Genomic DNA, 21424 nt, shown 5'->3' with positions numbered 1-21424 from the left:
CAGGGGCGCCGACTGCCACGTTTTTCGACGCGCTTTTGACCATGTAGCAATCACCGGCAACGGAGAATCGACCGGATGAATGATCAGGCCAACAGCGTCGAACACACCGTCGACGCCGCACCCGCGAGCGTGACTCCCTGGAACCGCAACGACACCACCTGGATGCTCGGACTGTTCGGCACCGCCATCGGCGCGGGCACGTTGTTTCTGCCGATCAACGCGGGTATCGGCGGGTTCTGGCCGCTGGTGATTCTGGCCCTGCTGGCCTTCCCGATGACCTTCTATGCCCACCGCGGGCTGACCCGGTTCGTGCTCTCGGGCCGGGATGGCGCGGACATCACCGAGGTGGTCGAGCAGCATTTCGGCAAGAAAGCCGGTGCCCTGATCACGCTGCTGTATTTCTTCGCCGTGTTTCCGATCCTGCTGATCTACAGCGTGGCGCTGACCAACACGGTCGGCAGTTTCATGGAGCATCAACTGCATGTGCAGCCGCCGCCTCGCGCGCTGCTGGCGTTCGTGCTGATCCTTGGCCTGCTGGCGGTGGTGCGTTGCGGTGAGCAGATTATCGTCAAGGTCATGAGCCTGATGGTGTACCCGTTTATCGTGGCGTTGCTGTTCCTCGCGGTGTTCCTGATTCCGCACTGGAACGGCGGCATTCTCACCACGGCAAGCAGCCTTCCGGCACCTTCGGCGCTGCTGCACACGCTATGGCTGGCGATTCCGGTGATGGTGTTCTCGTTCAACCACTCACCCATCATTTCGGCCTTTGCCGTCGACCAGAAGCGCCAGTATGGCGAGCAGGCCGAACCCCGTAGCGCGCAGATCCTCGCCCGTGCTCATCTGCTGATGGTGGTCATGGTGCTGTTCTTCGTCTTCAGCTGCGTGCTGACCCTGACGCCGGAGCAACTGGCGGAAGCCAAGGCGCAGAACCTGTCGATCCTGTCCTATCTGGCCAACCATTTCAGCAACCCGACCATCGCGTTCGCGGCGCCGCTGATTGCATTCGTCGCGATCACCAAGTCGTTCCTGGGTCACTACATCGGCGCCAGCGAGGGCCTCAAAGGTCTGGTGATAAAGACCGGCCGCCGTCCTTCGCCACGTGCGCTCGATCGGCTGACCGCAGGCTTCATGCTGGTGGTCTGCTGGCTGGTGGCAACCCTCAACCCGAGCATTCTCGGGATGATCGAAACCCTCGGCGGCCCGGTGATTGCGGCGCTGCTGTTTCTCATGCCGATGTACGCCGTGCGCAAAGTGCCCGCCATGCGCCGCTGTGCGGGAAAACTGTCGAACGTGTTCGTGGTGGTGATAGGGTTGATCTCGATCTCGGCGCTGGTTTATTCGTTGATGCAGTGATCAACAATCGCAGTCAAGGAAGGGGCGAACATGGCCAACAGCGACACACTCGATTTTACCCTGCGCCCTGCCACGCAATCGGATGTGCTCACGATTGCGGTGTTGGGGATGCAGGTGTTCATGGACACCTATGCGACCGAGGGCGTTCGTGACGCCATCGCGCGGGAAGCGCTCGAATCGTTCGCGCCCGAAACCATTTCCGGGAACCTCGAGCGATCTGACTCCATGTTCCTGCTCGCTGAAGTCGATGAGCATCTGGTCGGCTTTACTCAGATCTGTCTGCAAACGGGTCACCTTCTGGTTAGCGACCAGCATGCGGCCGAGCTCAAGCGCCTTTATGTGCAGGAGCGATTTGCCGGGCATGGGATAGGGTGGCAGCTGCTCCGTAGCGCGGAACGAGAAGCATCGGCCCGGGGTGCTTCAATGATATGGGTGACGGTTTGGGCGAGGAACACTCGTGCCTTGCAGTTTTACCCTCGACAGGGCTACGAAGAAACCGGCTTGGCGGTACATCGCCTGCAGGCTGAGTCTCACCCGAACGTGTTTTTCTGCAAATCACTTAGCCTGTCAGGACATGTCCAGCCTGTGGTTTGACAGGGCGCCAGAGTGCGCCCCATGATCCTGCTCGTTTCTGATCGATTCAGCTCTTTATCGAGGCCTTATGTCTGCTAACCCCGAAGCATTCCCCGGCGAGCGTCAGCGTTTGATCTCCGAGCGTCTGGCCGTGCGCGGTCGGGTGATTGCGGCGGAGCTGGCAGCCGAATTCAATGTGTCCGAGCATTCCATTCGCCGCGATCTCGGCGCTTTGGCGTCCGCCGGCTTGTGCAAACGCGTGTACGGCGGGGCGATTTCGCTGGCGTCGGACGGGCCGATCGCTGCGCGAGTGGAGCATGAGCCCGGGCGCAAGCGTCAGTTGGGCATCGCGGCGGCGGGATTGATCAGCGCCGGGCAGCACCTGTTTATCGACGGTGGCTCGACCAATCTGGCGATCGCCAAAGCCCTTGATCCGCACATGCCGTTGACCGTCACCACCAACGCGCCGCTGATCGCCGTCGAGCTGATGAAGCTGCCGTCAGTGGAGGTGATTCTGCTCGGCGGGCGCCTGAGCCCCGTGGCGGGCAGCACGTACGGCTTCACCACGATTCAGCAACTCGCCCACTTCAACTTCGATCTGTGCTTTCTTGGCGCCTGTGCGCTGGATGCGCTGAAGGGCGTAACCGCGTTCGACATGGCCGTCGCCGAGTTCAAGCGCGCCGTGGTGGCGCGCAGCGGTCAGGTGGCGGTGGCGGTGATCAACGAGAAGCTCTCCAGCATCGCTCACTATCAGGTCGCCCAGTGCGAGGAAGTTGGCGCGCTGGTGGTTGAACATGACGCGCCGGATGACCGGCTGGAGCTGTTTCGCGGCAAGGTCGCGCAGATCGTTACGGCGCGGGCAGCGCACTGAGCACCGTCGATTCCTGCCAGGCCACGGTGCGATTTCGCCCCTGATGTTTGGCGGCGTACAGCGCGGCATCCGCGCGTTTTACGAAGTCTTCCATGCTCTGGCATTCCTGCGCTTTACAGCCATAAACCCCCAGGCTGATGCTGACGATGCCGATCGGATTGCCCTGATGTTCGAGGGCTCGGGTGAGCACGGCCAACCGGATCTTTTCCGCCAGGCTCACCGCGCCGTGCACGTCGCTGTAGGGCAGGAACACGGCCATCTCTTCCCCGCCGTAGCGCACCGCCAGGTCGCCGGTACGGTTGAGGTTGCTGCGAATGCATTCGGCCACGGCAACGATGCATTTGTCGCCGGCCACGTGGCCGTAGTTGTCGTTGTAGCTCTTGAAAAAATCGATGTCGATCATGATCAGGCTGAGCGGATGCAGGTTGGGCTCACCGTTGCGAAATTCCAGGCTGAGAATCTCCTGAAAATGCCGACGATTGGCCAGGCCGGTGAGGCTGTCCTGCAGCGCGAGTTTTTCCAGCGAGTGGCTGGCAATGCGCAGCTGTGATTCGGCGTTGAGCCCGAAACGGATCTGCTGGAACAGCAAGACGCCAAACAGCAGGTTGGCGACCACCACGCAGATGATGATCGCCAGTGAGCGCCATGCGTACTGCCGCCACTCGTCGAGCACTTCGCGCTGGGACAGGCCGGCGAGTACCACCATCGGGTAGCGGTCCAGTTTCTTGTAGCCATACAGGCGCTGTTCGTGATCAAGCATCGACACGACGTTCGCCGTGCCTTCGTAGTGTTCCCTGACGTGGAGACGGAACAATTCGCCGTCGGCGATGGACGTACCGCGCACGTTTTCGAGGAGCGGACGCCGTGCCAACACGGTCCCGTCGGCCATTGCCAGGGTGATGACCCCATGCTTGCCGATGTCGAAGCGCTCGAAGAACCGTTCGAAGTAGTTCAGTTCGACGGTGGCCAGCACCACACCGGCGAAGTTGCCCATCTCATCGTTCACCCGTCGCGATACCGGGATGATCCAGTCGCCGGTGGAACGGCTCTGGATGGCCGCCCCGATATGGGGGAGGGTGCTGTCGATGGATTGGTGAAAGCGGAAATATTCTCGGTCCGCGTTGTTGGCGTTGGCCGGCATGTGGTTGAGAGAGGTTGCCGCCCAGTTGCCGTCCTTGTCGTAGATGAACAGGCCCTGGATCTGCTCGACGCTGGCGGCGGTGGCGCGCAGATAGTCCTGCATGCGCGAACCGCTGGCGGCGCCGAAGCCATCGAAGGAAAGCCGTTCGACCACCGACGAGACGGCGATGTGGGCCTGGTCGAAGGCGTCATCGGCGTGCTGCGCCATTGAGCGCGAAAGGTTGGCGACGTTGGTATTGGCGATTTCCAGCTCGTGCATGCGCGTCTGGCGTAACTGCCAGACGGTGATGCTGGTGATGGAGATGCACACCAACAAGGTAAACAGCCCCGCCAGCCACAACACCGGCATGCGTTTGAGTCGTCGGTTTCTGACGCCGAGCTCCGATCCTTCTACCTGTCTCAAACCACACCCTCGCTGACTGCCACGATTTCAGACCCGCCACTGTGACGAACAATCCTCTCGTTCGGACACGCAGCATCGCAACAGCGACCCGTCTGACTCACAGCGTAGGACAAGTGCGGGATTTTGAAGGGAAATTTATGGCGTATAAATCATCTGCGGGAGATGTGCTGCGGTGTGGGCGTGACGTGGTTATAGGGCCGTGTGCGAGTTTGGCTGATGTTGACATGTGAGAGCGAGCTTGCTCGCGAAGGGGCCAGTACATCCGCTAAATGTTCAGCGGGTGGAATGCCGCCTTCGCGAGCAAGCTCGCTCCCACAGGTGCTGCGTTCGGCTGGCTACTGCAGCATTCCTGGGGGGGAGTGCGAGGTCACAGGAATCCGCTGAAGGAGCACCCATCAAACCCGACGCCCTTGCACCTCATCCCGATTCGCCTGCCAGTCCTTCTGCACCGTGGTGGTGTGTTCGGGGATCGGCGCCTTGAGTAACACGAAGTAGGCGACCGCCGACAGCAACGCGACAATGGCGCTGACCGCGAAGGCCGTGGCGAAGGTGCCGGAATATTGCACGCTGAACCCGGTGACGATCGGCGCGATGGAGCCGGCGATGTAGCCGCCGAAATTCTGGATCGACCCCAGGGACGCCACGCGTTTGGTGTCGACCACGGTATTGACCACCATCCACGCCGTGGCGCTGGACAGATTGATGCCGAACAGCGCCAGGCAGAGCAGGGCGACGCAACCGCTCAGTCCGGTGACGAAGGTCAGCGGCAGGGTGAACACGGCGGCAAACACCAGCCCGCCAATCACTGTGTATTTGCGGCTGTTGAGCACGCCGACGCCGCGCTTGACCAGCCGATCGCAGATGCGTCCGGCGGCGATGGTGCCGATCGCGCCGAACACGTAGGCGAACGACACCACCCAGGCGGTTTGATAGGGGTCGAGGCCGTGTTCGCGCTGGAAGTAGCCGGGCAACCAGGTCAGGTGCAGCCAGAGCATGTAGATCACGCCCATGAAACCGAGGAATGTGCCCCAGGTGCTGCGGTGCTTGAACAGGTCCAGCCAGCCGGCGAAGAAGGAAGCCTTGGGCGCAGCATCGACCTGAACCACCTGAACGATCGGCTCGCGTCCCTCGGCAGCCAGTTCCTTCAGGTACTGCGCGCGGCTTTTGTAGAACGTCAGCCAGCACAGCGACAGCACGATGCCGAGCACGCCGGTGATGATGAACATCCCGCGCCAGCTGAAGTTGACCATGAACAGCGTCAGCAGCGGCGGCGCCAGGCACGGGCCGATGCAGGTCGCCGACCAGACGATGCCCGTCGGCGTGCCGCGCTCGTGCTCTTCGAACCACTCGTTGAGGGTTTTGGCGGCTGACGGAAACATCGGTGCCTCGCCGATCCCCAGCAGCACGCGCAGAGCAAAGAAGCCGCTGAAGCTGTTGACGAAACCGGACGCCGTCTGCGCGATGGACCACACCATCAGCGCGCCGCCCAACGCAATCTTGCTGCCGAGCTTGTCGATGATCATGCCCATCGGCAACTGCGCGAAGGCATAGGCCAGCGAGAACGCCGACAACAGAATGCCCATTTCCGAAGGGCTGATGAGCATGTCTTTCTGGATCGTCGTGTTGGCAATGGACAGCGCGCTGCGGTCCAGATAATTGACGATCCCGAACAGCATCAGGAAGACGATGGTGATCGTCTGGTAGGTCTTGAGGGATTTCATTGCGCACCTTTTTTATTGTTGTGGGGCTTAATGGCTTCGTTCGTGTAGGACCGGCTTCAGCCGGGAAGGGGCCGGTTTGGGCACCATCGATGTTGTGGTGTGACGCTTGAAGAGCTTACCGGCTGAAGCCGGTCCTACCAGAAAAACGCGTTTCAGCAGACGACGCATTTCCCCTGTGGGACCGGCTTCAGCCGGGAAGGGGCCGGTTTGAGCACCATCGATCTTGCGCTTTGACGCCTAAAAACTTCCCGGCTAAAGCCGGTCCTGCCAAGGCAGCCCGTCCTGTCAGGTCACCGCACCGATGTGCCACGGAACAAATTCGTTTTGCCCATAACCGTGCTGCTCGCTTTTGCTGCGGGCGCCGGAGGCGATGTCCAGCATCATCTGGAACACGTACGCGCCGCGTTCTTCAATCGTCGTCGTGCCATCGGCGATGCCGCCACAATTGACGTCCATGTCCTCCTGCTGAAATTCGAACACGCGGTTATTGGTCGCCAGCTTGATCGACGGTGTCGGCGCACAACCGTACGCAGAACCGCGACCGGTGGTGAACGCGATCAGATTGGCGCCGCCGGCCACTTGCCCCGTGGCAGACACCGGGTCGTAGCCAGGGGTGTCCATGAAGACCAGGCCCTGGGCGCGGACGGCTTCGGCGTATTCGTACACGCCCATAAGGTTGGTCGAGCCGGCCTTGGCCACCGCACCCAGGGATTTCTCCAGAATGGTCGTCAGCCCGCCCGCCTTGTTGCCGGCGGAGGGGTTGTTGTTCAGCTCGGCGTTCATGCGCTGGCAGTAGTCCTCCCACCAGTGAATCCGCTGGACGAGCTTCTCGCCGATGGCCTGACTGGCCGCCCGCCGCGTCAGCAAATGCTCGGCGCCATAGATTTCCGGGGTCTCAGACAGAATCGCCGTACCGCCCGCCGCCACCAGCCGGTCCACGGCATTGCCCAGCGCCGGGTTGGCGGTGATGCCGGAATAGCCGTCGGAGCCGCCACATTGCAGACCGACGATCAAGTGCCGGGCGCTGACGGTTTCCCGGGTGATCCGGTTGGCCTGGGGCAGTAGCGATTGCACCTGGGCGATGCCGCTGGCGATGGTCTTCGACGTGCCGCCGGTGCCCTGAATGGTGAACGCGCGCAGTTGGTCGCTGGCCTTCAGGCCCTGGCTGTCGAGCATGTCCTGGATCTGGTTGGTCTCGCAGCCCAGGCCCACCACCAGCACCGCTGCAAAGTTCGGGTGCACGGCGTAGCCCGCGAGGGTGCGACGCAGCAGGTCGATGGCCTCGCCCTTGGAATCGATGGCGCAGCCCGAGCCGTGGGTCAGCGCGACCACGCCATCTATGTTGGGGTAGTGCGCGAGGGCCTCGGGGAAAATATCTCGACGAAAGCGGTCGGCGATGGCACGGGCCACGGTGGCCGAGCAGTTCACCGAGGTGAGAATGCCGATGTAGTTACGCGTCGCCACGCGTCCATCGGCGCGCACGATGCCCTGAAAGAACGCCTCGGTTTTGGGCGTCTCGTGGGCGTCGGCGCCAAAGGCGTAGTCACGGGAGAAGTCACCCATCTCGACGTTGTGCACATGCACGTGCTGCCCGGCCTCGATGGGCTGTGAAGCGAAGCCAATGATCTGGCCGTAACGCCGCAGCGGCTGACCCTGCTCGACCCGGACCGCCGCGACCTTGTGCCCGGAAGGAATCGGCTGCGAGACGGTGACGTTTTCTTCGTCCAGGTGCGTGCCTTCGTTCAGCGCCTGGCGAGCGATCAGCACGTTATCGAGGGGGTTCAGGCGGATGAACAGCGCGCTGCTGTCGAACGCAGCGGTTTTGGCAATGAGTTCCATGCGGCCTCTCATGACGGTGGCGGCCTGCTTCAGCGGTGCGAGGCGACGGCTCCCCGTGGGAAGCGGCACCGTGGCTGGCCGGTTATTGTTATTCACGGTGTACACGACGCCGTTTAATAAGCGCGGACGTTGTTGGCCGATTTTCAGCCACTCTATGAAGCCAGTGGGTAATTTCCCAATGAAAGGTTTCGATTGATCGATAACGCAGGGTTATCGGTTCATGCAGCTGTCGGAGACTTTAGAAATGTCAGCAGCGCCTTCACCGCTGCCGACATCGGTCGGGCTTTCGACGTCATCAGCCCGAGATTGGCCATGCTCAGCGGCAACTCGACCGGCAGAATGGCGATCATGCCGTAGCGCGCGTAGTGCTGCGCGACGTCATTGGGCACCACGGCGATCATTTCCGAGGATTCCAGCATCGAGGTGGTGGCCAGAATCGAACGGGTTTCGACGATGTCCAGCGGCGCAATCAACTGCGCCGCCTGCAATGCATTTTCAACCTGGCGCCGCATGGGGCTGCCGATCGGGTGAAGGATCCAGGTCAGCGGCGCCAGCTCCGTCAGGGTCAAGCTGCTGTGGTCAACCAGCGGGTGCCGCGGCCGGGCGATGATGCGCATGCGTTCACCTTGTTCGAACAGCTGAATGTCGAGGCTCTGGCCGTCGAGCTGATCGGGCAGCCGGCCCAGCACCACATCGAAATCGCCACGAATCAGCGCTGGCAGCAGCTCATCACTGGTGCCGACTTCCAGGGCGACACGCACTTTCGGGTGCGCAGCCTTGAACGCCAGCACGCCACTGGTCAGCAGCGTCGGCACCGGGCCCATGACCGTGCCGATGCGCACCATCCCCGTCGCCCCGCGTGCCAGCTCGGCCAGCTGCGCTTCGGCGTATTCGAATTCATGCAGCGCGCCCTGGGCGTAGCGAATCATCACCTCGCCGAACAGCGTCGGCTGCATGCCGCGCGGCAAGCGCTCGAACAGCTGCACGCCGAGACGCTCTTCCAGCTGTTGCAACAACAGGCTGGCAGCGGGCTGGGTAGTGTGAATGGCGGCGGCGGCCTTGCGCAGATTGCCCAGTTCGCCCAACGCGTTGAGCAAGGCGATCTGCCGGCTGGAGATTTTCAACATCGGGAACGTGCCAGGCAGACCGGCGGAAGGTGACGCGTCTGACATATCGGATTTGGTATCGATGATTAGGATTTTGCGATTATGCCTGTATCGCGGTTCGGCCTACAGTTGGCTATGACTGTAGGAGTGAGCTTGCTCGCGATTGCGATTGATCAGGTACTGAAGCGTTGACTGGCACGCTGCAACCGCGAGCCAGTTGGAACGCCACCCCGGTCACTCCTACAGGTATGCGTTGCCACAAACAATAAGAGCCCACTATGCAGATCACCTCCATTTCCGTCCGCGACATCCGCTTCCCCACGTCCTTGTCTCTCGACGGTTCCGACGCGATGAACAGCGCGCCGGACTATTCCGCCGCCTACGTTGTGCTGCACACCGATTCGTCCGACGGGCTGGAAGGCCACGGCCTGACGTTCACCATCGGCCGTGGCAACGAAATCTGCGCGGCAGCGATTCACTCCCTGGCGCCCTGCGTGGTGGGGCTGACCCTGGAATCGATCACTGAAGACATGGGCGCGTTCTGGCACAACATCACGGCAGGCGACAGCCAGTTGCGCTGGCTGGGGCCGGAAAAGGGCGTGATCCATCTGGCCACCGCCGCGCTGGTCAATGCCGTGTGGGACTTGTGGGCCAAGGCCGAGGGCAAGCCGGTCTGGAAGTTGCTGGCCGACATGACCCCCGAGCAACTGGTGAAATGCCTGGACTTCAGCTACGTCACCGACGCCATCACCCCTGAAGAGGCCATCGCGCTGCTCCGTCGGCAAGTGCCGGGCAAGGCGAAGCGCGAGGCGCAGATGCTGGAGGAGGGCTATCCGGGCTACACCACCGCGCCGGGCTGGCTGGGTTATTCGGAAGAGAAGATGCGCCGGCTGGCCCGCGAAGCCGTTGCCGAAGGCTGGACCCACATCAAGCAGAAGATCGGTTCGGACATCGAAGAAGACATGCGCCGCGCCGCAATCCTGCGCGACGAACTGGGCTGGGAACGCACGCTGATGATGGACGCCAATCAGGTCTGGAGCGTCGAGCAATCGATCAGCAACATGCGTCGACTGGCGGCGTTCGAGCCCTGGTGGATCGAAGAGCCGACCCACCCCGATGACATTCTCGGCCACGCGACGATCCGTCAGCGTATCGCGCCGATTGGCGTGGCGACCGGCGAGCATTGCCACAACCGGGTGATGTTTAAGCAAATGTTCCAGGCCAGCGCGCTGGATTTCTGCCAGCTCGACGCGGCACGGCTGGGCGGGCTGAACGAAGTGCTGATCGTGCTGCTGATGGCGGCCAAATTCGACATCCCGGTATGCCCGCACGGTGGTGGCGTCGGGTTGTGCGAATACGTGCAGAACATCTCGCTGTTCGATTACATCGCCGTGTCGGGCTCCCTGGACAAACGCGTGCTGGAGTACGTCGATCACTTGCACGAGCACTTCCTTGATCCGGTGGTCATCCGCCGTGGCCGCTACATGCCACCGCAACGGCCCGGGTACAGCATCGAGATGCACCCCGAGACGCTGGAGCGGTACCAATATCCCGATGGCGCGGTGTGGGTGGAGTTGGCTGCCAACAGATGATTTAAATGTTAGTCACTCCCACAAGTCCTCCGAACTGGCCGACATATCGAGGCAGCCCACCAACCCGTGGGAATGAGCTTGCTCATGAAGACTGCGGTTCAACCGCTGAAGATTTAGCGGATGTACTGGCCCCTTCGTGAGCAAGCTCACTCCCACACGTCCTCCTAACTGGCCGAAATGTCGAGGCAACCCACCATCCCGTGGGAGTCGAGCTTGCTCGCGAAGACTGACTTTCAGCCACCGGAGAAAATGACTGAATGTCCCGGCCCCTTCGTGAGCAAGCTCACCCCCACACGTCCTCCTAACTGGCCGAAATATCGAGGCAACCCACCATCCCGTGGGAGTCGAGCTTGCTCGCGAAGACTGACTTTCAGCCACCAGAGAAAATGACTGAATGTCCCGGCGCCTTCGTGAGCAAGTACATCATCGTTCCATCTCTACGCGACCTAGCCGTTTGGAGGGGCGCGCGCTGCGGCAACAGACAACCCCATGTCGCTGTGGACACGGGCCTTTCCCGGGCATGACCGGTATGATACGTCGCATCTACCCGACCACGGTGCGACATGAACTCCCCTGAGCCCGGCAACGTCATCCCTCCCGCCAATGCCCCCGTCACGCCGCCGGAGCGGGATCGGCTCTCAGCTTCGCTGCTCGGTGGCGGTTGCGAACCCGACCCGCGCTTCACCCTCGCCAACGAACGCACGTTTCTCGCGTGGATTCGCACGGCATTGGCGTTTCTGGCCGGTGGCATTGCGGTCGAAGCCTTCACCAGTGACGTGTTCAGCCCCGGCCTGCGTCGGGCCGTGGCCTTGTCGTTGCTGGTATTGGCCTTGTTGGTGAGCGCCAGTGCCTGCGTGCGCTGGCTGAAGGTCGAGCGGGCGATGCGTCAACGCAAGCCGCTGCCGTTGCCGGTGCTGGTGCCGATTCTGTCGTTGGGTGGCGGGTTGGTGGCGGCGGGGCTGATCGTCTTTCTGATTTACGGCGCGTCGTGAATCAGCGCGGTCATGCCGTGCCGTCGACGCCATTGCGCCACGACGATCCCGGTCTGCAGCCCGAACGCACACTGCTGGCCTGGCGCCGCACGCTGCTGACGTTGATCGGCGTGTGCATCCTGTTTCTGCGCTGGATTCCGCCGTTTGGGTGGGTGGCGCTGCTGCCCGTCATTCTTTCGCTGATGGCGGGCATCCTGATCCAGATCGGCCTCAACGTCCGCTATCGTAAAAGCGCCCGGGGGATGACCCAAGAGCGCATTCCTGCGCCGTTGCGTGAAGTGGCGGTGCTGGGTTGCACGGTGATGGTGTTGAGTCTGGTGGGGATTGTTGCGGTGGTGTCTGGCTGAAGAAGGGCGTGAATCGAATGAATTCTGTAAAGGCCCGCTTGCCCAAAAAATCAGGTCTGGCTGTGACATGTGCTTCGTCTGACACGCCGCAATCTTTCAGCCAACTCGATCCCACAGGTTTTGCATCAGCCGAAGGATCGGGGCTGCGCCGGTAGAGGGGACTGATTTATTTACAGCGCTTCACCGTAAATTAATCAGTCCCCGGGTGACTCAATACGCCGCCACCAGCCCGTCTTTCCTCGGATCGGTCCCGCCCACATACCCATGGGCCGTGCGCTGGATGATCTGCGCGCCGCCGAAGGCAAACACGCCGCTGGGGTCTTCAACTTCCACGTCGTGGCCCTTGGCGCGCAACGCCTCGATCACCTTCGGATCAAACGAGCGCTCCACCGCGACCTTGAGGCCGGATTCGATGCGCCAGCGCGGTGCGTCGGCGGCGGCCTGGGGGTTCTGTTTGTAGCGAAGAATGCGCAGCATCATCTGCAAGTGCCCCTGCGCCTGCATCGGCCCGCCCATAAGTCCGAAGGACATCAACGGCGTGCCGTCGGCGTTCATCACGAAGCCCGGAATGATGGTGTGGAAAGGCCGTTTGCCTGGCGCGACGGTGTTGACGTGATCAGGGTCCAGGGTGAAGCCCGCACCGCGATTCTGCAGGCTGATGCCCGTGCCCGGCACCACCACACCCGAACCAAAACCCATGTAGTTCGACTGGATGAACGAGACCATCATGCCGCTCTCGTCCGCCGCCGACAGGTACACCGTACCGCCGGCCTTGGGCGCGCCGTGCAGCGGGTCTTGCGCCTGTTCGCCGACCAGCGCCGCGCGGTCGCGCAGGTACGCCGGGTCGAGCATGTGTTCCGCGGCGACGCGCATGTGGTCGTTATCGGTGACGTGCTGGTTGAGGTCGGCAAGGGCCAGCTTCATGGCTTCCAGCACCGGGTGCACGGTCTCGACGCTGTCCACCGGCTGCTCGCCCACGCCCAGCGCTTCGAGGATGCCCAGACCCGCCAGCGTGGCGATGCCCTGACCATTCGGCGGCAGCTCGTGGACCATGGCGCCGGCGTACGGCACCGACAAGGTATCGATCCAGTCCACCCGGTGGTTTGCCAGATCCTCAAGGCTCATGACGCTGCCATTGGCGTTGGCGTGAGTGATCATTGCCTTGGCCAGCTCGCCGCGATAGAACGCTTCGCCCTTGGTGTCGGCAATCAGCTCCAGCGTCTTGGCGTGATCCTTGAGCGTGACTTTCTCGCCGGCCTTCGGCGCTTTGCCGCCTTGCAGGAAGCACTCGGCAAAGCCCGGTTGATCCTTCAGCAATCCGGCGCCGCGCCGCCACAGTTCGGCAATGATCGGCGTCACCTGGTAACCGTCGCGCGCATAGCCGATGGCGGGTGCGGCGAGGGTGGCGAAGGGCAGCTTGCCGTAGCGCTCGGACAACGCGACCCAGGCCGACACCGCGCCCGGCACCGTCACCGATGCCCAGCCGCGCTGGGGCATTTCCTGCTGGCCGGCAAAATGCTCCGGCGTCCAGGCGTTCGGCGAGCGGCCCGAGGCGTTCAGGCCCTGCAGCGTCTTGCCGTCCCAGACGATGGCGAAGGCGTCGCTGCCGATGCCGCAACCGGTGGGTTCGACCACGGTCAGCACCATGGCGGCGGCGATGGCGGCATCAACGGCGTTGCCGCCCTGACGCAGCATGTCCAGCCCGGCCTGTGCGGCCAGCGGTTGCGAGCAGGCGACCATGTTGTTGCCCATCACCGGCGAGCGGGCGGACGCGTAAGGTTGGCTGTAATCCAGATCATCGAACATGCAGTCGTTCTCTTCTTGGCAGTTGATCGGTTATAGGGGCGCAGCTTTCGAGCCTGTGGGCATCAAAGCCGTCAGCTTTTCGGATCGAGGGCATCACGCAGCCCGTCGCCCAGCAGGTTGAAACACAGCACGGTGATGTAGATCGCCACGCCCGGGGCGATGGACATCCACGGCGCCTGTTCCATGAAGTTCTTCGCGGTGTTGAGCATTGAGCCCCAGGACGGCGAGGGCGGTTGCTGACCCAGGCCGAGGAACGACAGGCTCGCTTCCGCCAGAATCGCCGAAGCGATGGTCAGCGTCGCTTGCACCACCAGCGGCGAGAGCACGTTCGGCAGCACGTAGCGCAGGATGATCCAGCGATCCGGCAAACCGATGGCGCGGGCGCCTTCCAGGTAATCTTCGTGACGGATTGCCAGCACCTGACCGCGGGTCAGGCGCGAGAAAATCGGCATCGCCGACAGCCCGATGGCGATCATCGCGTTGCTCAGGCTCGGGCCGAGAAACGCGCCCAGGGCAATCGCCAGCACCAGAAACGGACACGACAGCAGCGCTTCCATGATGCGCGAAATCACCGCGTCGAGCTTGCCGCCGAAGTACCCGGCCAGCAGGCCCAGCGGCACGCCGATGACCATGGCAATCGCCACCGAAACCCCGCCGGCCAGCAACGAACTGCGCGCCCCCCAGAGCAGGCGGGAAAACAGGTCGCGGCCCAGTTCGTCGGTGCCCAGCCAGTAGATCAGCGACGGCGCCTTGCGCACGGCGAGGAAGTTGGCTTTCAGCGGGTCATGGGGCGCAATCCACGGCGCCAGCAGCGCGGCAAGAATAAAGACGATCAGCACCACCGCGCCGACCACTGCGCCCTTGTTGGCGAGGAATTTCTTCACGAACGGTGAACGGGTGCGCGGCCGCAATGGTTCTCTCAACGGCGCCTGGGACGGCGCGTTCAGCGGCGCTGAAGGATGGGTCGCAATCGAAGTCATCAGGCAGTCCTCAGACGCGGATTGATCAGGCGATAGAGCACGTCCGCCAGCAGATTCAGCAGCAGAAAACCGATCGCGACGCACAGCACCACGCCTTGCACCACGGCGTAGTCGCGGTTGAACACGGCATCGACAATCATCTTGCCGAAGCCGGGAATGCTGAACACCTGCTCGGTCAGCACCGCGCCCCCGAGCAATTCACCGAACAGCAGCGTGGTGAGCGTAACGATCGGCATCAGCGCGTTGCGCAAGGCGTGCTTCAGAATCACCGTGCGCGGAAACAGCCCCTTGGCCCGGGCCGTGCGCACGTAGTCGGCGCGCAGCACTTCAAGCATCGCGCTGCGGGTATGGCGCATCAGCACGCCCGACAGCCCGGCGCCCAGCACGAAGGCCGGCAGAATCAGGGTTTTCAGGTTCTGCCCGACGTCTTCACCCAGCGGCACGAAGCCCGAGGCCGGCAGCCATTGCAGCTTCACGGCGAAGATCATGATCAACAGAATCCCCAGCCAGAAGTGTGGAATGGAGATCCCTGACAGGGCGAACACGTTGGCCGCGTAGTCCACCGACGTGCCCTTGCGCACCGCCGAGATCACCCCGGTGGGTATGCCGATCACCAACGCGATGATCAACGCCAGCACCGCCAGCTCGATGGTCACCGGCAGCTTCGACGCCAGCAGCACGGTCACCGGTTGTTCGGTGCGCAGCGAAGTGCCGAAGTCGCCCTGCAGGACGTTGCCGACCCAGTGCACGTATTGCAGCGGCAGCGGGTCGTTGAGCCGGTATTTCTCGCGCAGGTATTCCATCACCGCCGGGTCGCGCTCTTCACCCGCCATGGCCTGGACCGGATCACCGGGCAGCAGCTTTTGCAGGGTGAAGACGAACAGCGAAACCAGGATCAGCGTCGGAATGGCACTGAGCAGGCGTCGCAGGATGAAAGTCAGCATGACGAATCCTCGCGGCCGAAGCGGTTGTCCACGCGCGCCGCTGTCATTTGAAAGCGACGTTGGTCAGGCGAATCAAACCATCGGGATTGGGCACGAAACCGGTGAGGTTGCTGCGCATGGCGATGATTCGCGGATCGAAGTACAGATAGCTGGTCGGCACGTCTTCGGCGAGCAGGCGCAGGGCCTCGAAGTAGATGGCCTGACGCTGGGCCTGATCGTTCACGGTGCGCGCCTTGTTCAGCAGCTCGTCGAGTTTCGGGTCACAGAAATGCCCGTCGTTCTGGCCGCCCTTGCAGGTCACGAACTGGTGGATATCGCCATCCGGATCAGGACGGCCCGACCAGGCGCTCATGCCGATCTGGAAGTTGCCGGCCTGTTGCTCGCTGAGCAGCGTGGCGTATTCGGTGGCGATCAGATTGACCTTGAAGCCGGCCTCTTCGGCCATCGCCTGAATGATCTGGCCGACCTGTTGCGCGATGGGGTTGTTGGCGACTTTCAGCTCGACGACTAGAGGCGTCTTCACCCCGGCTTCGGCCAGCAGCTTTTTACTGGCTTCGACATCGCGGGTCGGGACCGGCAAATCCTTGTCGTAATACGGGCTGTTTTTCGGGAACGGCTGGGCGCTTGGCGCGTACAGGCCTTCGAACACCACCTGATTGATCGCGTCACGGTCGATGGCCAGCTCGAAGGCCTTGCGCACGCGCTTGTCCTTGCCCAGCGGGTTGTTGGCCTTGTCGCCGTTGTTGGTGTTGTACATCAGCTGCATGTAGCCCAGGCCCGGCGTGCTGAACACCTGCACGTGGCTGTCGGCCTTGGCGGTCTTCACGTCGGTGGGCGCGACGCGTTCGATGATGTCCAGGTCGCCGGAACGCAGGTTCGCCAGGCGCACCGAGGTGTCCGGAATCGGCAGGAAAATCACCTTGTCGAAGTGGTACGCCTGCTTGTTCCAGTAGTTGTCGAAGCGCTCCAGCACGATGCGGTCCTGCTGCACGCGCTGAACGAATTTGTACGGCCCGGAACACACCGGCTTGGAGGCCACGTCGGTCGCCGAAGCCTTGGGCGCGAGCATCATGCCGGCGCGGTCCGACAGCTGCGAGATCAGCGTCGCGTCGGGCTGCTTGACCTTGATCGCCACGGTTTTCGCGTCGATCACGTCCACGCTTTCCACTGACGCCAGTTCGCTCTTGCGCAGGGAGTCGGGCAGGGTGCGCGCGCGGTCGAGGTTGAACTTCACGGCGGCGGCGTCGAATACCTCGCCGTCGTGGAAGGTCACGCCGTCGCGCAGGGTCATGGTCAGTGTCTTGCCGTCCTCGCTCCAGTTCCAGGCGGTGGCCAGTTGCGGCGCGTAGGTCAGATCAGGATTGACGTCGACCAGCTTGTCGCACAGCGCGGTGTAGACCAGACGCCCCGAGTAAGTGCGCGAGCGGTGCGGGTCGAGCATGTCAGGGTCGTCCTGAATGCCGATGCGCAAGGTGGTTTCGGCGACAGCCGCATTCGCAGCGAGCAGCAACAACGTGGTTGTCATCAGGTGGGCGAATTTCATGGCTGACTCTCCAGAGAAAGGGCTTGATGGCTTTTGAACAGATTCAGGCGCTGGCTGTAGGCGGCGCTGGGGGTCGGCACGATCAGCGAACCGGCGCCGGCGTTGGCGATTTCGCGCCAGTAATGGCAGGCCACCTGACGCCCCGGCTCGACGGTTTCGAAAAGCGGTTTCACTTCGCGGCACAGCGCTTTCGCGTGGGGGCAACGGGTGTGAAAGCGGCAACCTGAGGGCGGCTTGCTCGGGCTTGGCATGTCGCCGCCGAGCAACGGGCGCGGGCGGCGCAGGTCCGGGTGGCTGACCGGCACGGCGGCCATCAGCGCTTGGGTGTAGGGGTGAAAGGGCGTTTCGAACAGTGCATTGACCGGCGCCAGCTCGACGATCTCGCCGAGGTACATCACCGCCACGCGGTCGCTCATGTGGCGGATCACCGCGAGGCCGTGGGCGACGATCAGCAGGGTCAGGCCGAACTGGTGCTTGAGGTCTTCCAGCAGATTGACCACCTGCGCCTGCACCGAGACATCCAGCGCCGACACCGGTTCGTCGCCGAGGATCAGCCGTGGCTCCGAGGCCAGCGCGCGGGCGATGCCGATGCGCTGACGCTGACCGCCGGAGAATTCGTGGGGGAAGCGGCTGCCGTGCTCCGGCGCCAGACCCACCGTGCGCAACAGCTCCGCGACCTTGTCCTGGCGTGCGCTGCGGCTGTCGTCGCGGTGCAGCCAGATCGGCTCGCCGATGATTGATTCGACACTCATGCGCGGGTTCAGTGAGGCGAACGGGTCCTGGAAAATGATCTGCAGATCGCGGCGGACCTGACGCAGCTTGTCGGCGGGCAGATTGCCCAGATTGCGGCCTTCGTAAATAACGTCCCCGGCGGTTGGCTTGAGCAGGTTCAACAACACCCGGCCCAGGGTCGATTTACCCGAACCGGATTCACCCACCAGTGCCAGGGTTTCGCCCCGGCGCACGGCCAGGGACACTTCGTTAACAGCTTGCACTGGCGGCTTCTTGCGCTGGAACAAGCCGGCTTCGCTGTGAAAGTGTTTGCTCACCGCGATGCTTTCCAGAATCGGTTTGTCGAGCGCCGTTTCCGCGCTCCCGACCTCAACGATCTGTTGTCCTGACCGGCTCATGCGCTGACTCCCAGATGCTGTTCAAGTGGCACGCGAATGCACGCAGCGAAATGCCCAACGGAGACTTCCAGCAACGGCGGGCGAGTTTCGCGGCAGGCGGCGATGACGAACGGGCAACGGCTGGCAAAGCGGCAACCGCTGGGCATTTCAGCCGGCGTTGGCACGCGCCCGTTGATCGTCGCCAGCCGCCCTTCGCGAGGGCCGACCGAGGGCATCGAACCCATCAGGCCGATGGTGTAGGGGTGCTGCGGATCATCGAACAGTGTCTTCACCGAACCGCTTTCGACGACGCGGCCGGCGTACATCACGATGACCTCGTCGGCCACTTCGGCGACCACGCCGAGGTCGTGGGTGATGAGCATCATCGAGGTGCCGGTTTCAGCCTGCAGGCTGGCGACCAGCGAAAGAATCTGCGCCTGAATCGTCACGTCCAGGGCGGTGGTGGGTTCGTCGGCGATGATCAGCGCGGGATCATTGGCCAGCGCCATGGCGATCATCGCGCGCTGACGCATGCCGCCGGACAACTCGTGGGGGTAGGCGTCGAGGCGCTGGAGGGCGTCGGGCACGCGGACCTTTTCCAGCATTTCCAGCGCGCGCTGGCGGGCGGCGCTGGCGGACAGGCCCTGGTGGCGAATCACGCTTTCGGCAATCTGATCGCCTATGGTGAACACCGGGTTCAGCGAGGTCATCGGCTCCTGAAAGATCATCGCCATGCGATTGCCGCGCACGTCCAGCAAGCGCGCGTCGGACATACCGAGCAAGGGCTCGCCCAGCAGGTTCGAGGCGCTGGCCTGAACCGTCGCGGTGTCGGGCAACAGGCCCATCAAGGCCATGGACGTCACGCTTTTGCCGCAGCCGGACTCGCCAACGATGGCCAGGGTCTTGCCCGGCTGGATGGAGAACGACACGCCGTCGACGACATTCGCCGGGGCATCCTTGAAGCGCACGGTGAGGTCGCTGACGCTCAATACCGATGGGGTGTTCGCGGGTGAAGCACTCATACGCTGGCCTCGAGGTCTTGCTGGATGACGTTATCAAGCGCCTGTTGCAGCGCACGCAGGTGACCGCGCATGGCGGTGGCGGCCTTGGCCGGGTCGCGACTTTCGATGGAGCCGATGATGTCGTGGTGATCGTGGCTGTAGGTGCTCAGGCGGTCGGTGTTGCGGGCACGTTGGCGCAGGTCGCGCCATGCCGGATCAAGCCGGATCGCGTCGAGCATTTCGAAGATGTCCAGCATCAGCCGGTTGCCGGCGGCTTCAGCGATCGCGCGATGCAACGCGCTGTCCCACAGTTCGATGCCTTCGGCGTCGGGTTCGCTGGCGTGTTGCTGGTGAGTGGTGCGCTCGGCCAGCCGCCGCAGGATCGCCATCTGTTCGCCGCTGGCGCGCAACGCGGCCAAGGAGGCCAATGCCGGTTCCAGATAGATGCGGGCTTCCATGACCTCGCTGAAATTGGTCCGGCTTGAGAGCTTGGCAAAGCTCATGGCAGCGCTCGGCGGGGTAGGGCCGACGAAGGTGCCCTTGCCCTGCCGCCGCCAGATATGACCCTCGGCTTCAAGAACCGCCAGCGCGCGGCGAATGGCCCGGCGACTGACGCCGAAATCCACTGCCAGGTCGCGCTCGGTCGGCAACGGCCGCTGGGGAAACGCCGCCTGCTGCGCAACCAGTTGGCGCAGCGCGTCGAGGGCCATCTTCGACGAAGTGTCGTGGGTTGCGTCGGTGTCGATGCTGTCCATCTGCGTCTCTCGTCACGGGGTGAACCGGAGGCCTGGCCGTTTTGTGAAGCACGGCTAGGCTACAGAGGACGAGTGCAATAGCGATGCCAATGGAAATTGGTTCACTGGCGAGGTCCGATGGCCGGGGGGGCGCACAGGCGTGATCCCGGCGCTTCGGGCCAATCGGCAATGGTTCGGAAGTCTGGTTCGCGGGGAGGGGCGGGATTGGTTCAGGCGGTAAGCGAACCAATTTCAGGAAGGGGCCAGGCAGGGCGCCTGTTTATGGTTCGGGTGCGTTATTAGGGGGCGTCGGATTCAGGGCTCAGTTCGAGTGTTGTGGCATTCCCTTTTTCCTGACACCCCGCTCCGGCCAAGCACACACTGGCTACTGTGGGAGCGAGCTTGAACGCGAAGAGGCCATTACATCCGCTACATCTTCATTGGTTGAATTGCCGTCTTCGTGAGCAAGCTCACTCCCACACGAGCCATATTTACATCCAGGTAGCAGGGTGTCAGATGGATCGCTCTGGTCTCATGCTCAAATCAATCCCACTGCGGCGCGAGGCTGGCCGGGCTGGTCAGGCGATGACCGCGGTCCAGCTGGGCAATCTGCGCCATGTCGTCTTCGCTGAGCTTAAGGTCGACGGCTTTCAGGTTGCTTTCCAGGTTCGCGCGTTTGGTCGAAGACGGAATTACCGCGTAACCCAACTGCATGGCCCACGCCAGCGTCACTTGGGCGGGCGTTGCATTGTGGCGCTGGGCGATCTGCTCGATCACCGCGTCCTTCAGCACTTCGCCGTAGGCCAGGGTCATGTAAGACGTGATCTTGATCCCGTGCTGTTTGGCGAAATCGGCCACGGTGCGGTTTTGCAGGTAGGGGTGCAGTTCGATCTGGTTGGTGGCGATGTTTTCGGCGCCGACCGCGGCAATGGCCTCTTTCATCAACGCCACGGTGAAGTTAGAGACACCGATCTCGCGAGTCAGGCCTTGCTGTTTGGCTTCCAGCAGCGCGCCCATGAATTCGGCGACGGGCACCTGGCCTTTCGGCGATGGCCAGTGGATCAGCGTCAGGTCGACATGATCGGTTTTCAGTTTGGCCAGGCTTTCCTTCAGGCTCGGGATCAGCTTGTCGGCGGCGAAGTTGTCGGTCCAGATCTTGGTGGTGATGTACAGCGCGTCACGGGGCACGCCGCTTTGTGCGATGGCCTGACCGACCTCGGCTTCATTGCCGTAGATCTGCGCGGTGTCGATCACGCGATAGCCCAGCTCCAGGCCGTTGCTGACCGAGTCGATGACGACCTGATCTTTCAGGCGGAAGGTGCCGAGGCCAAATGCGGGAACAGTCATGGGAAGACTCCAGAGTTCAAGGG

The 21424-nt window shown here is 62.8% G+C and carries 18 protein-coding genes; 6 read left to right on the top strand and 12 right to left on the bottom strand.

What is annotated here, in order from left to right:
- The first annotated feature begins 75 nt into the window (after nucleotides 1–75).
- The 3 genes from QWI20_RS17075 to QWI20_RS17065 all read left to right on the top strand — a co-directional run bounded on the left by QWI20_RS17075 (nucleotide 76) and on the right by QWI20_RS17065 (nucleotide 2797).
- Nucleotides 76–1353, top strand: a complete 1278-nt coding sequence (locus QWI20_RS17075) for a serine/threonine transporter (RefSeq protein WP_369306453.1) — start codon at nucleotides 76–78, stop codon at nucleotides 1351–1353.
- Between the two features lie 30 nt (nucleotides 1354–1383).
- Nucleotides 1384–1947: a GNAT family N-acetyltransferase gene (locus tag QWI20_RS17070; protein WP_369306452.1), complete on the top strand. Its 564-nt coding sequence runs from the start codon at nucleotides 1384–1386 to the stop codon at nucleotides 1945–1947.
- A 67-nt stretch (nucleotides 1948–2014) separates the two neighbouring features.
- Entirely contained in the window at nucleotides 2015–2797 is a 783-nt protein-coding gene (locus QWI20_RS17065) for a DeoR/GlpR family DNA-binding transcription regulator (protein ID WP_369306451.1), read from the top strand.
- On the opposite strand, the gene QWI20_RS17060 is transcribed toward QWI20_RS17065, so the two are convergent.
- The 4 genes from QWI20_RS17060 to QWI20_RS17045 all read right to left on the bottom strand — a co-directional run bounded on the left by QWI20_RS17060 (nucleotide 2775) and on the right by QWI20_RS17045 (nucleotide 9027).
- A complete protein-coding gene (locus QWI20_RS17060; RefSeq protein ID WP_369306450.1) occupies nucleotides 2775–4286 on the bottom strand; it encodes a diguanylate cyclase in 1512 nt (503 codons plus the stop codon). The genes QWI20_RS17065 and QWI20_RS17060 overlap by 23 nt on opposite strands.
- Before the next feature lie 449 nt (nucleotides 4287–4735).
- On the bottom strand, nucleotides 4736–6061 hold the full coding sequence (locus QWI20_RS17055; protein WP_369306449.1) for an MFS transporter: 1326 nt from the start codon (nucleotides 6059–6061) through the stop codon (nucleotides 4736–4738).
- Between the two features lie 285 nt (nucleotides 6062–6346).
- A complete protein-coding gene (locus QWI20_RS17050) occupies nucleotides 6347–7900 on the bottom strand; it encodes a UxaA family hydrolase (protein ID WP_369306448.1) in 1554 nt (517 codons plus the stop codon).
- A 218-nt stretch (nucleotides 7901–8118) separates the two neighbouring features.
- Nucleotides 8119–9027 carry a LysR family transcriptional regulator gene (locus tag QWI20_RS17045; protein ID WP_369306447.1) on the bottom strand — a complete coding sequence of 303 codons (909 nt, stop codon included), beginning with the start codon at nucleotides 9025–9027 and terminating at the stop codon, nucleotides 8119–8121.
- A 257-nt stretch (nucleotides 9028–9284) separates the two neighbouring features.
- Here QWI20_RS17045 and QWI20_RS17040 point away from each other — a divergent pair, with 257 nt between their 5' ends.
- The 3 genes from QWI20_RS17040 to QWI20_RS17030 all read left to right on the top strand — a co-directional run bounded on the left by QWI20_RS17040 (nucleotide 9285) and on the right by QWI20_RS17030 (nucleotide 11937).
- Nucleotides 9285–10598 carry an L-fuconate dehydratase gene (locus QWI20_RS17040; protein ID WP_369306446.1) on the top strand — a complete coding sequence of 438 codons (1314 nt, stop codon included), beginning with the start codon at nucleotides 9285–9287 and terminating at the stop codon, nucleotides 10596–10598.
- Between the two features lie 563 nt (nucleotides 10599–11161).
- Complete coding sequence (locus QWI20_RS17035; RefSeq protein ID WP_237253568.1) at nucleotides 11162–11590, top strand: YidH family protein; 429 nt, start codon at nucleotides 11162–11164, stop codon at nucleotides 11588–11590.
- The gene (locus QWI20_RS17030) at nucleotides 11587–11937 is read left to right on the top strand and encodes a DUF202 domain-containing protein (RefSeq protein WP_369306445.1); all 351 of its coding nucleotides are present in this window, start codon (nucleotides 11587–11589) and stop codon (nucleotides 11935–11937) included. Before QWI20_RS17035 ends, QWI20_RS17030 begins: the two co-directional genes overlap by 4 nt.
- A gap of 210 nt (nucleotides 11938–12147) precedes the next feature.
- Here the strand turns inward: QWI20_RS17030 and QWI20_RS17025 are convergent, their stop codons facing one another.
- The 8 genes from QWI20_RS17025 to dkgB form a co-directional block, all read right to left on the bottom strand.
- Complete coding sequence (locus QWI20_RS17025; protein WP_369306444.1) at nucleotides 12148–13743, bottom strand: gamma-glutamyltransferase family protein; 1596 nt, start codon at nucleotides 13741–13743, stop codon at nucleotides 12148–12150.
- A 71-nt stretch (nucleotides 13744–13814) separates the two neighbouring features.
- Entirely contained in the window at nucleotides 13815–14723 is a 909-nt protein-coding gene (locus tag QWI20_RS17020) for an ABC transporter permease (protein WP_369306443.1), read from the bottom strand.
- Nucleotides 14723–15667: an ABC transporter permease gene (locus QWI20_RS17015; RefSeq protein ID WP_037011865.1), complete on the bottom strand. Its 945-nt coding sequence runs from the start codon at nucleotides 15665–15667 to the stop codon at nucleotides 14723–14725. The genes QWI20_RS17020 and QWI20_RS17015 overlap by 1 nt, the downstream gene beginning before the upstream one ends.
- Nucleotides 15668–15710: 43 nt before the next feature.
- Complete coding sequence (locus QWI20_RS17010) at nucleotides 15711–17210, bottom strand: ABC transporter substrate-binding protein (RefSeq protein WP_369306442.1); 1500 nt, start codon at nucleotides 17208–17210, stop codon at nucleotides 15711–15713.
- Nucleotides 17207–18340: an ABC transporter ATP-binding protein gene (locus QWI20_RS17005; RefSeq protein WP_369306441.1), complete on the bottom strand. Its 1134-nt coding sequence runs from the start codon at nucleotides 18338–18340 to the stop codon at nucleotides 17207–17209. The genes QWI20_RS17010 and QWI20_RS17005 overlap by 4 nt, the downstream gene beginning before the upstream one ends.
- Nucleotides 18337–19341: an ABC transporter ATP-binding protein gene (locus QWI20_RS17000; RefSeq protein WP_369306440.1), complete on the bottom strand. Its 1005-nt coding sequence runs from the start codon at nucleotides 19339–19341 to the stop codon at nucleotides 18337–18339. Before QWI20_RS17000 ends, QWI20_RS17005 begins: the two co-directional genes overlap by 4 nt.
- The gene (locus QWI20_RS16995; RefSeq protein WP_369306439.1) at nucleotides 19338–20075 is read right to left on the bottom strand and encodes a FadR/GntR family transcriptional regulator; all 738 of its coding nucleotides are present in this window, start codon (nucleotides 20073–20075) and stop codon (nucleotides 19338–19340) included. The genes QWI20_RS17000 and QWI20_RS16995 overlap by 4 nt, the downstream gene beginning before the upstream one ends.
- 522 nt (nucleotides 20076–20597) lie before the next feature.
- A complete protein-coding gene (dkgB, locus tag QWI20_RS16990; RefSeq protein ID WP_369306438.1) occupies nucleotides 20598–21401 on the bottom strand; it encodes a 2,5-didehydrogluconate reductase DkgB in 804 nt (267 codons plus the stop codon).
- Between the last annotated feature and the right edge of the window lie 23 nt (nucleotides 21402–21424).

Origin of the sequence: Pseudomonas sp. W2-17, assembly GCF_041060445.1 — a bacterium.
Taxonomy (GTDB): Bacteria; Pseudomonadota; Gammaproteobacteria; order Pseudomonadales; family Pseudomonadaceae; genus Aquipseudomonas.
The sequence above is the reverse complement of the archived record's forward strand: the minus strand, read 5'-3'. Positions and strand labels throughout refer to the sequence as shown.

What these genes read in the sequence shown, in the direction of transcription:
- QWI20_RS17010 (WP_369306442.1), bottom strand. Translation starts at nt 17,210, where the DNA reads ATGAAATTCGCCCACCTGATGACAACCACGTTGTTGCTGCTCGCTGCG.
- QWI20_RS17050 (WP_369306448.1), bottom strand. Translation starts at nt 7,900, where the DNA reads ATGGAACTCATTGCCAAAACCGCTGCGTTCGACAGCAGCGCGCTGTTC.
- QWI20_RS16995 (WP_369306439.1), bottom strand. Translation starts at nt 20,075, where the DNA reads ATGGACAGCATCGACACCGACGCAACCCACGACACTTCGTCGAAGATG.
- QWI20_RS17000 (WP_369306440.1), bottom strand. Translation starts at nt 19,341, where the DNA reads ATGAGTGCTTCACCCGCGAACACCCCATCGGTATTGAGCGTCAGCGAC.
- QWI20_RS17035 (WP_237253568.1), top strand. Translation starts at nt 11,162, where the DNA reads ATGAACTCCCCTGAGCCCGGCAACGTCATCCCTCCCGCCAATGCCCCC.
- dkgB (WP_369306438.1), bottom strand. Translation starts at nt 21,401, where the DNA reads ATGACTGTTCCCGCATTTGGCCTCGGCACCTTCCGCCTGAAAGATCAG.
- QWI20_RS17060 (WP_369306450.1), bottom strand. Translation starts at nt 4,286, where the DNA reads ATGCCGGTGTTGTGGCTGGCGGGGCTGTTTACCTTGTTGGTGTGCATC.
- QWI20_RS17040 (WP_369306446.1), top strand. Translation starts at nt 9,285, where the DNA reads ATGCAGATCACCTCCATTTCCGTCCGCGACATCCGCTTCCCCACGTCC.
- QWI20_RS17020 (WP_369306443.1), bottom strand. Translation starts at nt 14,723, where the DNA reads ATGACTTCGATTGCGACCCATCCTTCAGCGCCGCTGAACGCGCCGTCC.
- QWI20_RS17070 (WP_369306452.1), top strand. Translation starts at nt 1,384, where the DNA reads ATGGCCAACAGCGACACACTCGATTTTACCCTGCGCCCTGCCACGCAA.
- QWI20_RS17045 (WP_369306447.1), bottom strand. Translation starts at nt 9,027, where the DNA reads ATGTTGAAAATCTCCAGCCGGCAGATCGCCTTGCTCAACGCGTTGGGC.
- QWI20_RS17025 (WP_369306444.1), bottom strand. Translation starts at nt 13,743, where the DNA reads ATGTTCGATGATCTGGATTACAGCCAACCTTACGCGTCCGCCCGCTCG.
- QWI20_RS17075 (WP_369306453.1), top strand. Translation starts at nt 76, where the DNA reads ATGAATGATCAGGCCAACAGCGTCGAACACACCGTCGACGCCGCACCC.
- QWI20_RS17015 (WP_037011865.1), bottom strand. Translation starts at nt 15,667, where the DNA reads ATGCTGACTTTCATCCTGCGACGCCTGCTCAGTGCCATTCCGACGCTG.
- QWI20_RS17065 (WP_369306451.1), top strand. Translation starts at nt 2,015, where the DNA reads ATGTCTGCTAACCCCGAAGCATTCCCCGGCGAGCGTCAGCGTTTGATC.
- QWI20_RS17005 (WP_369306441.1), bottom strand. Translation starts at nt 18,340, where the DNA reads ATGAGCCGGTCAGGACAACAGATCGTTGAGGTCGGGAGCGCGGAAACG.
- QWI20_RS17055 (WP_369306449.1), bottom strand. Translation starts at nt 6,061, where the DNA reads ATGAAATCCCTCAAGACCTACCAGACGATCACCATCGTCTTCCTGATG.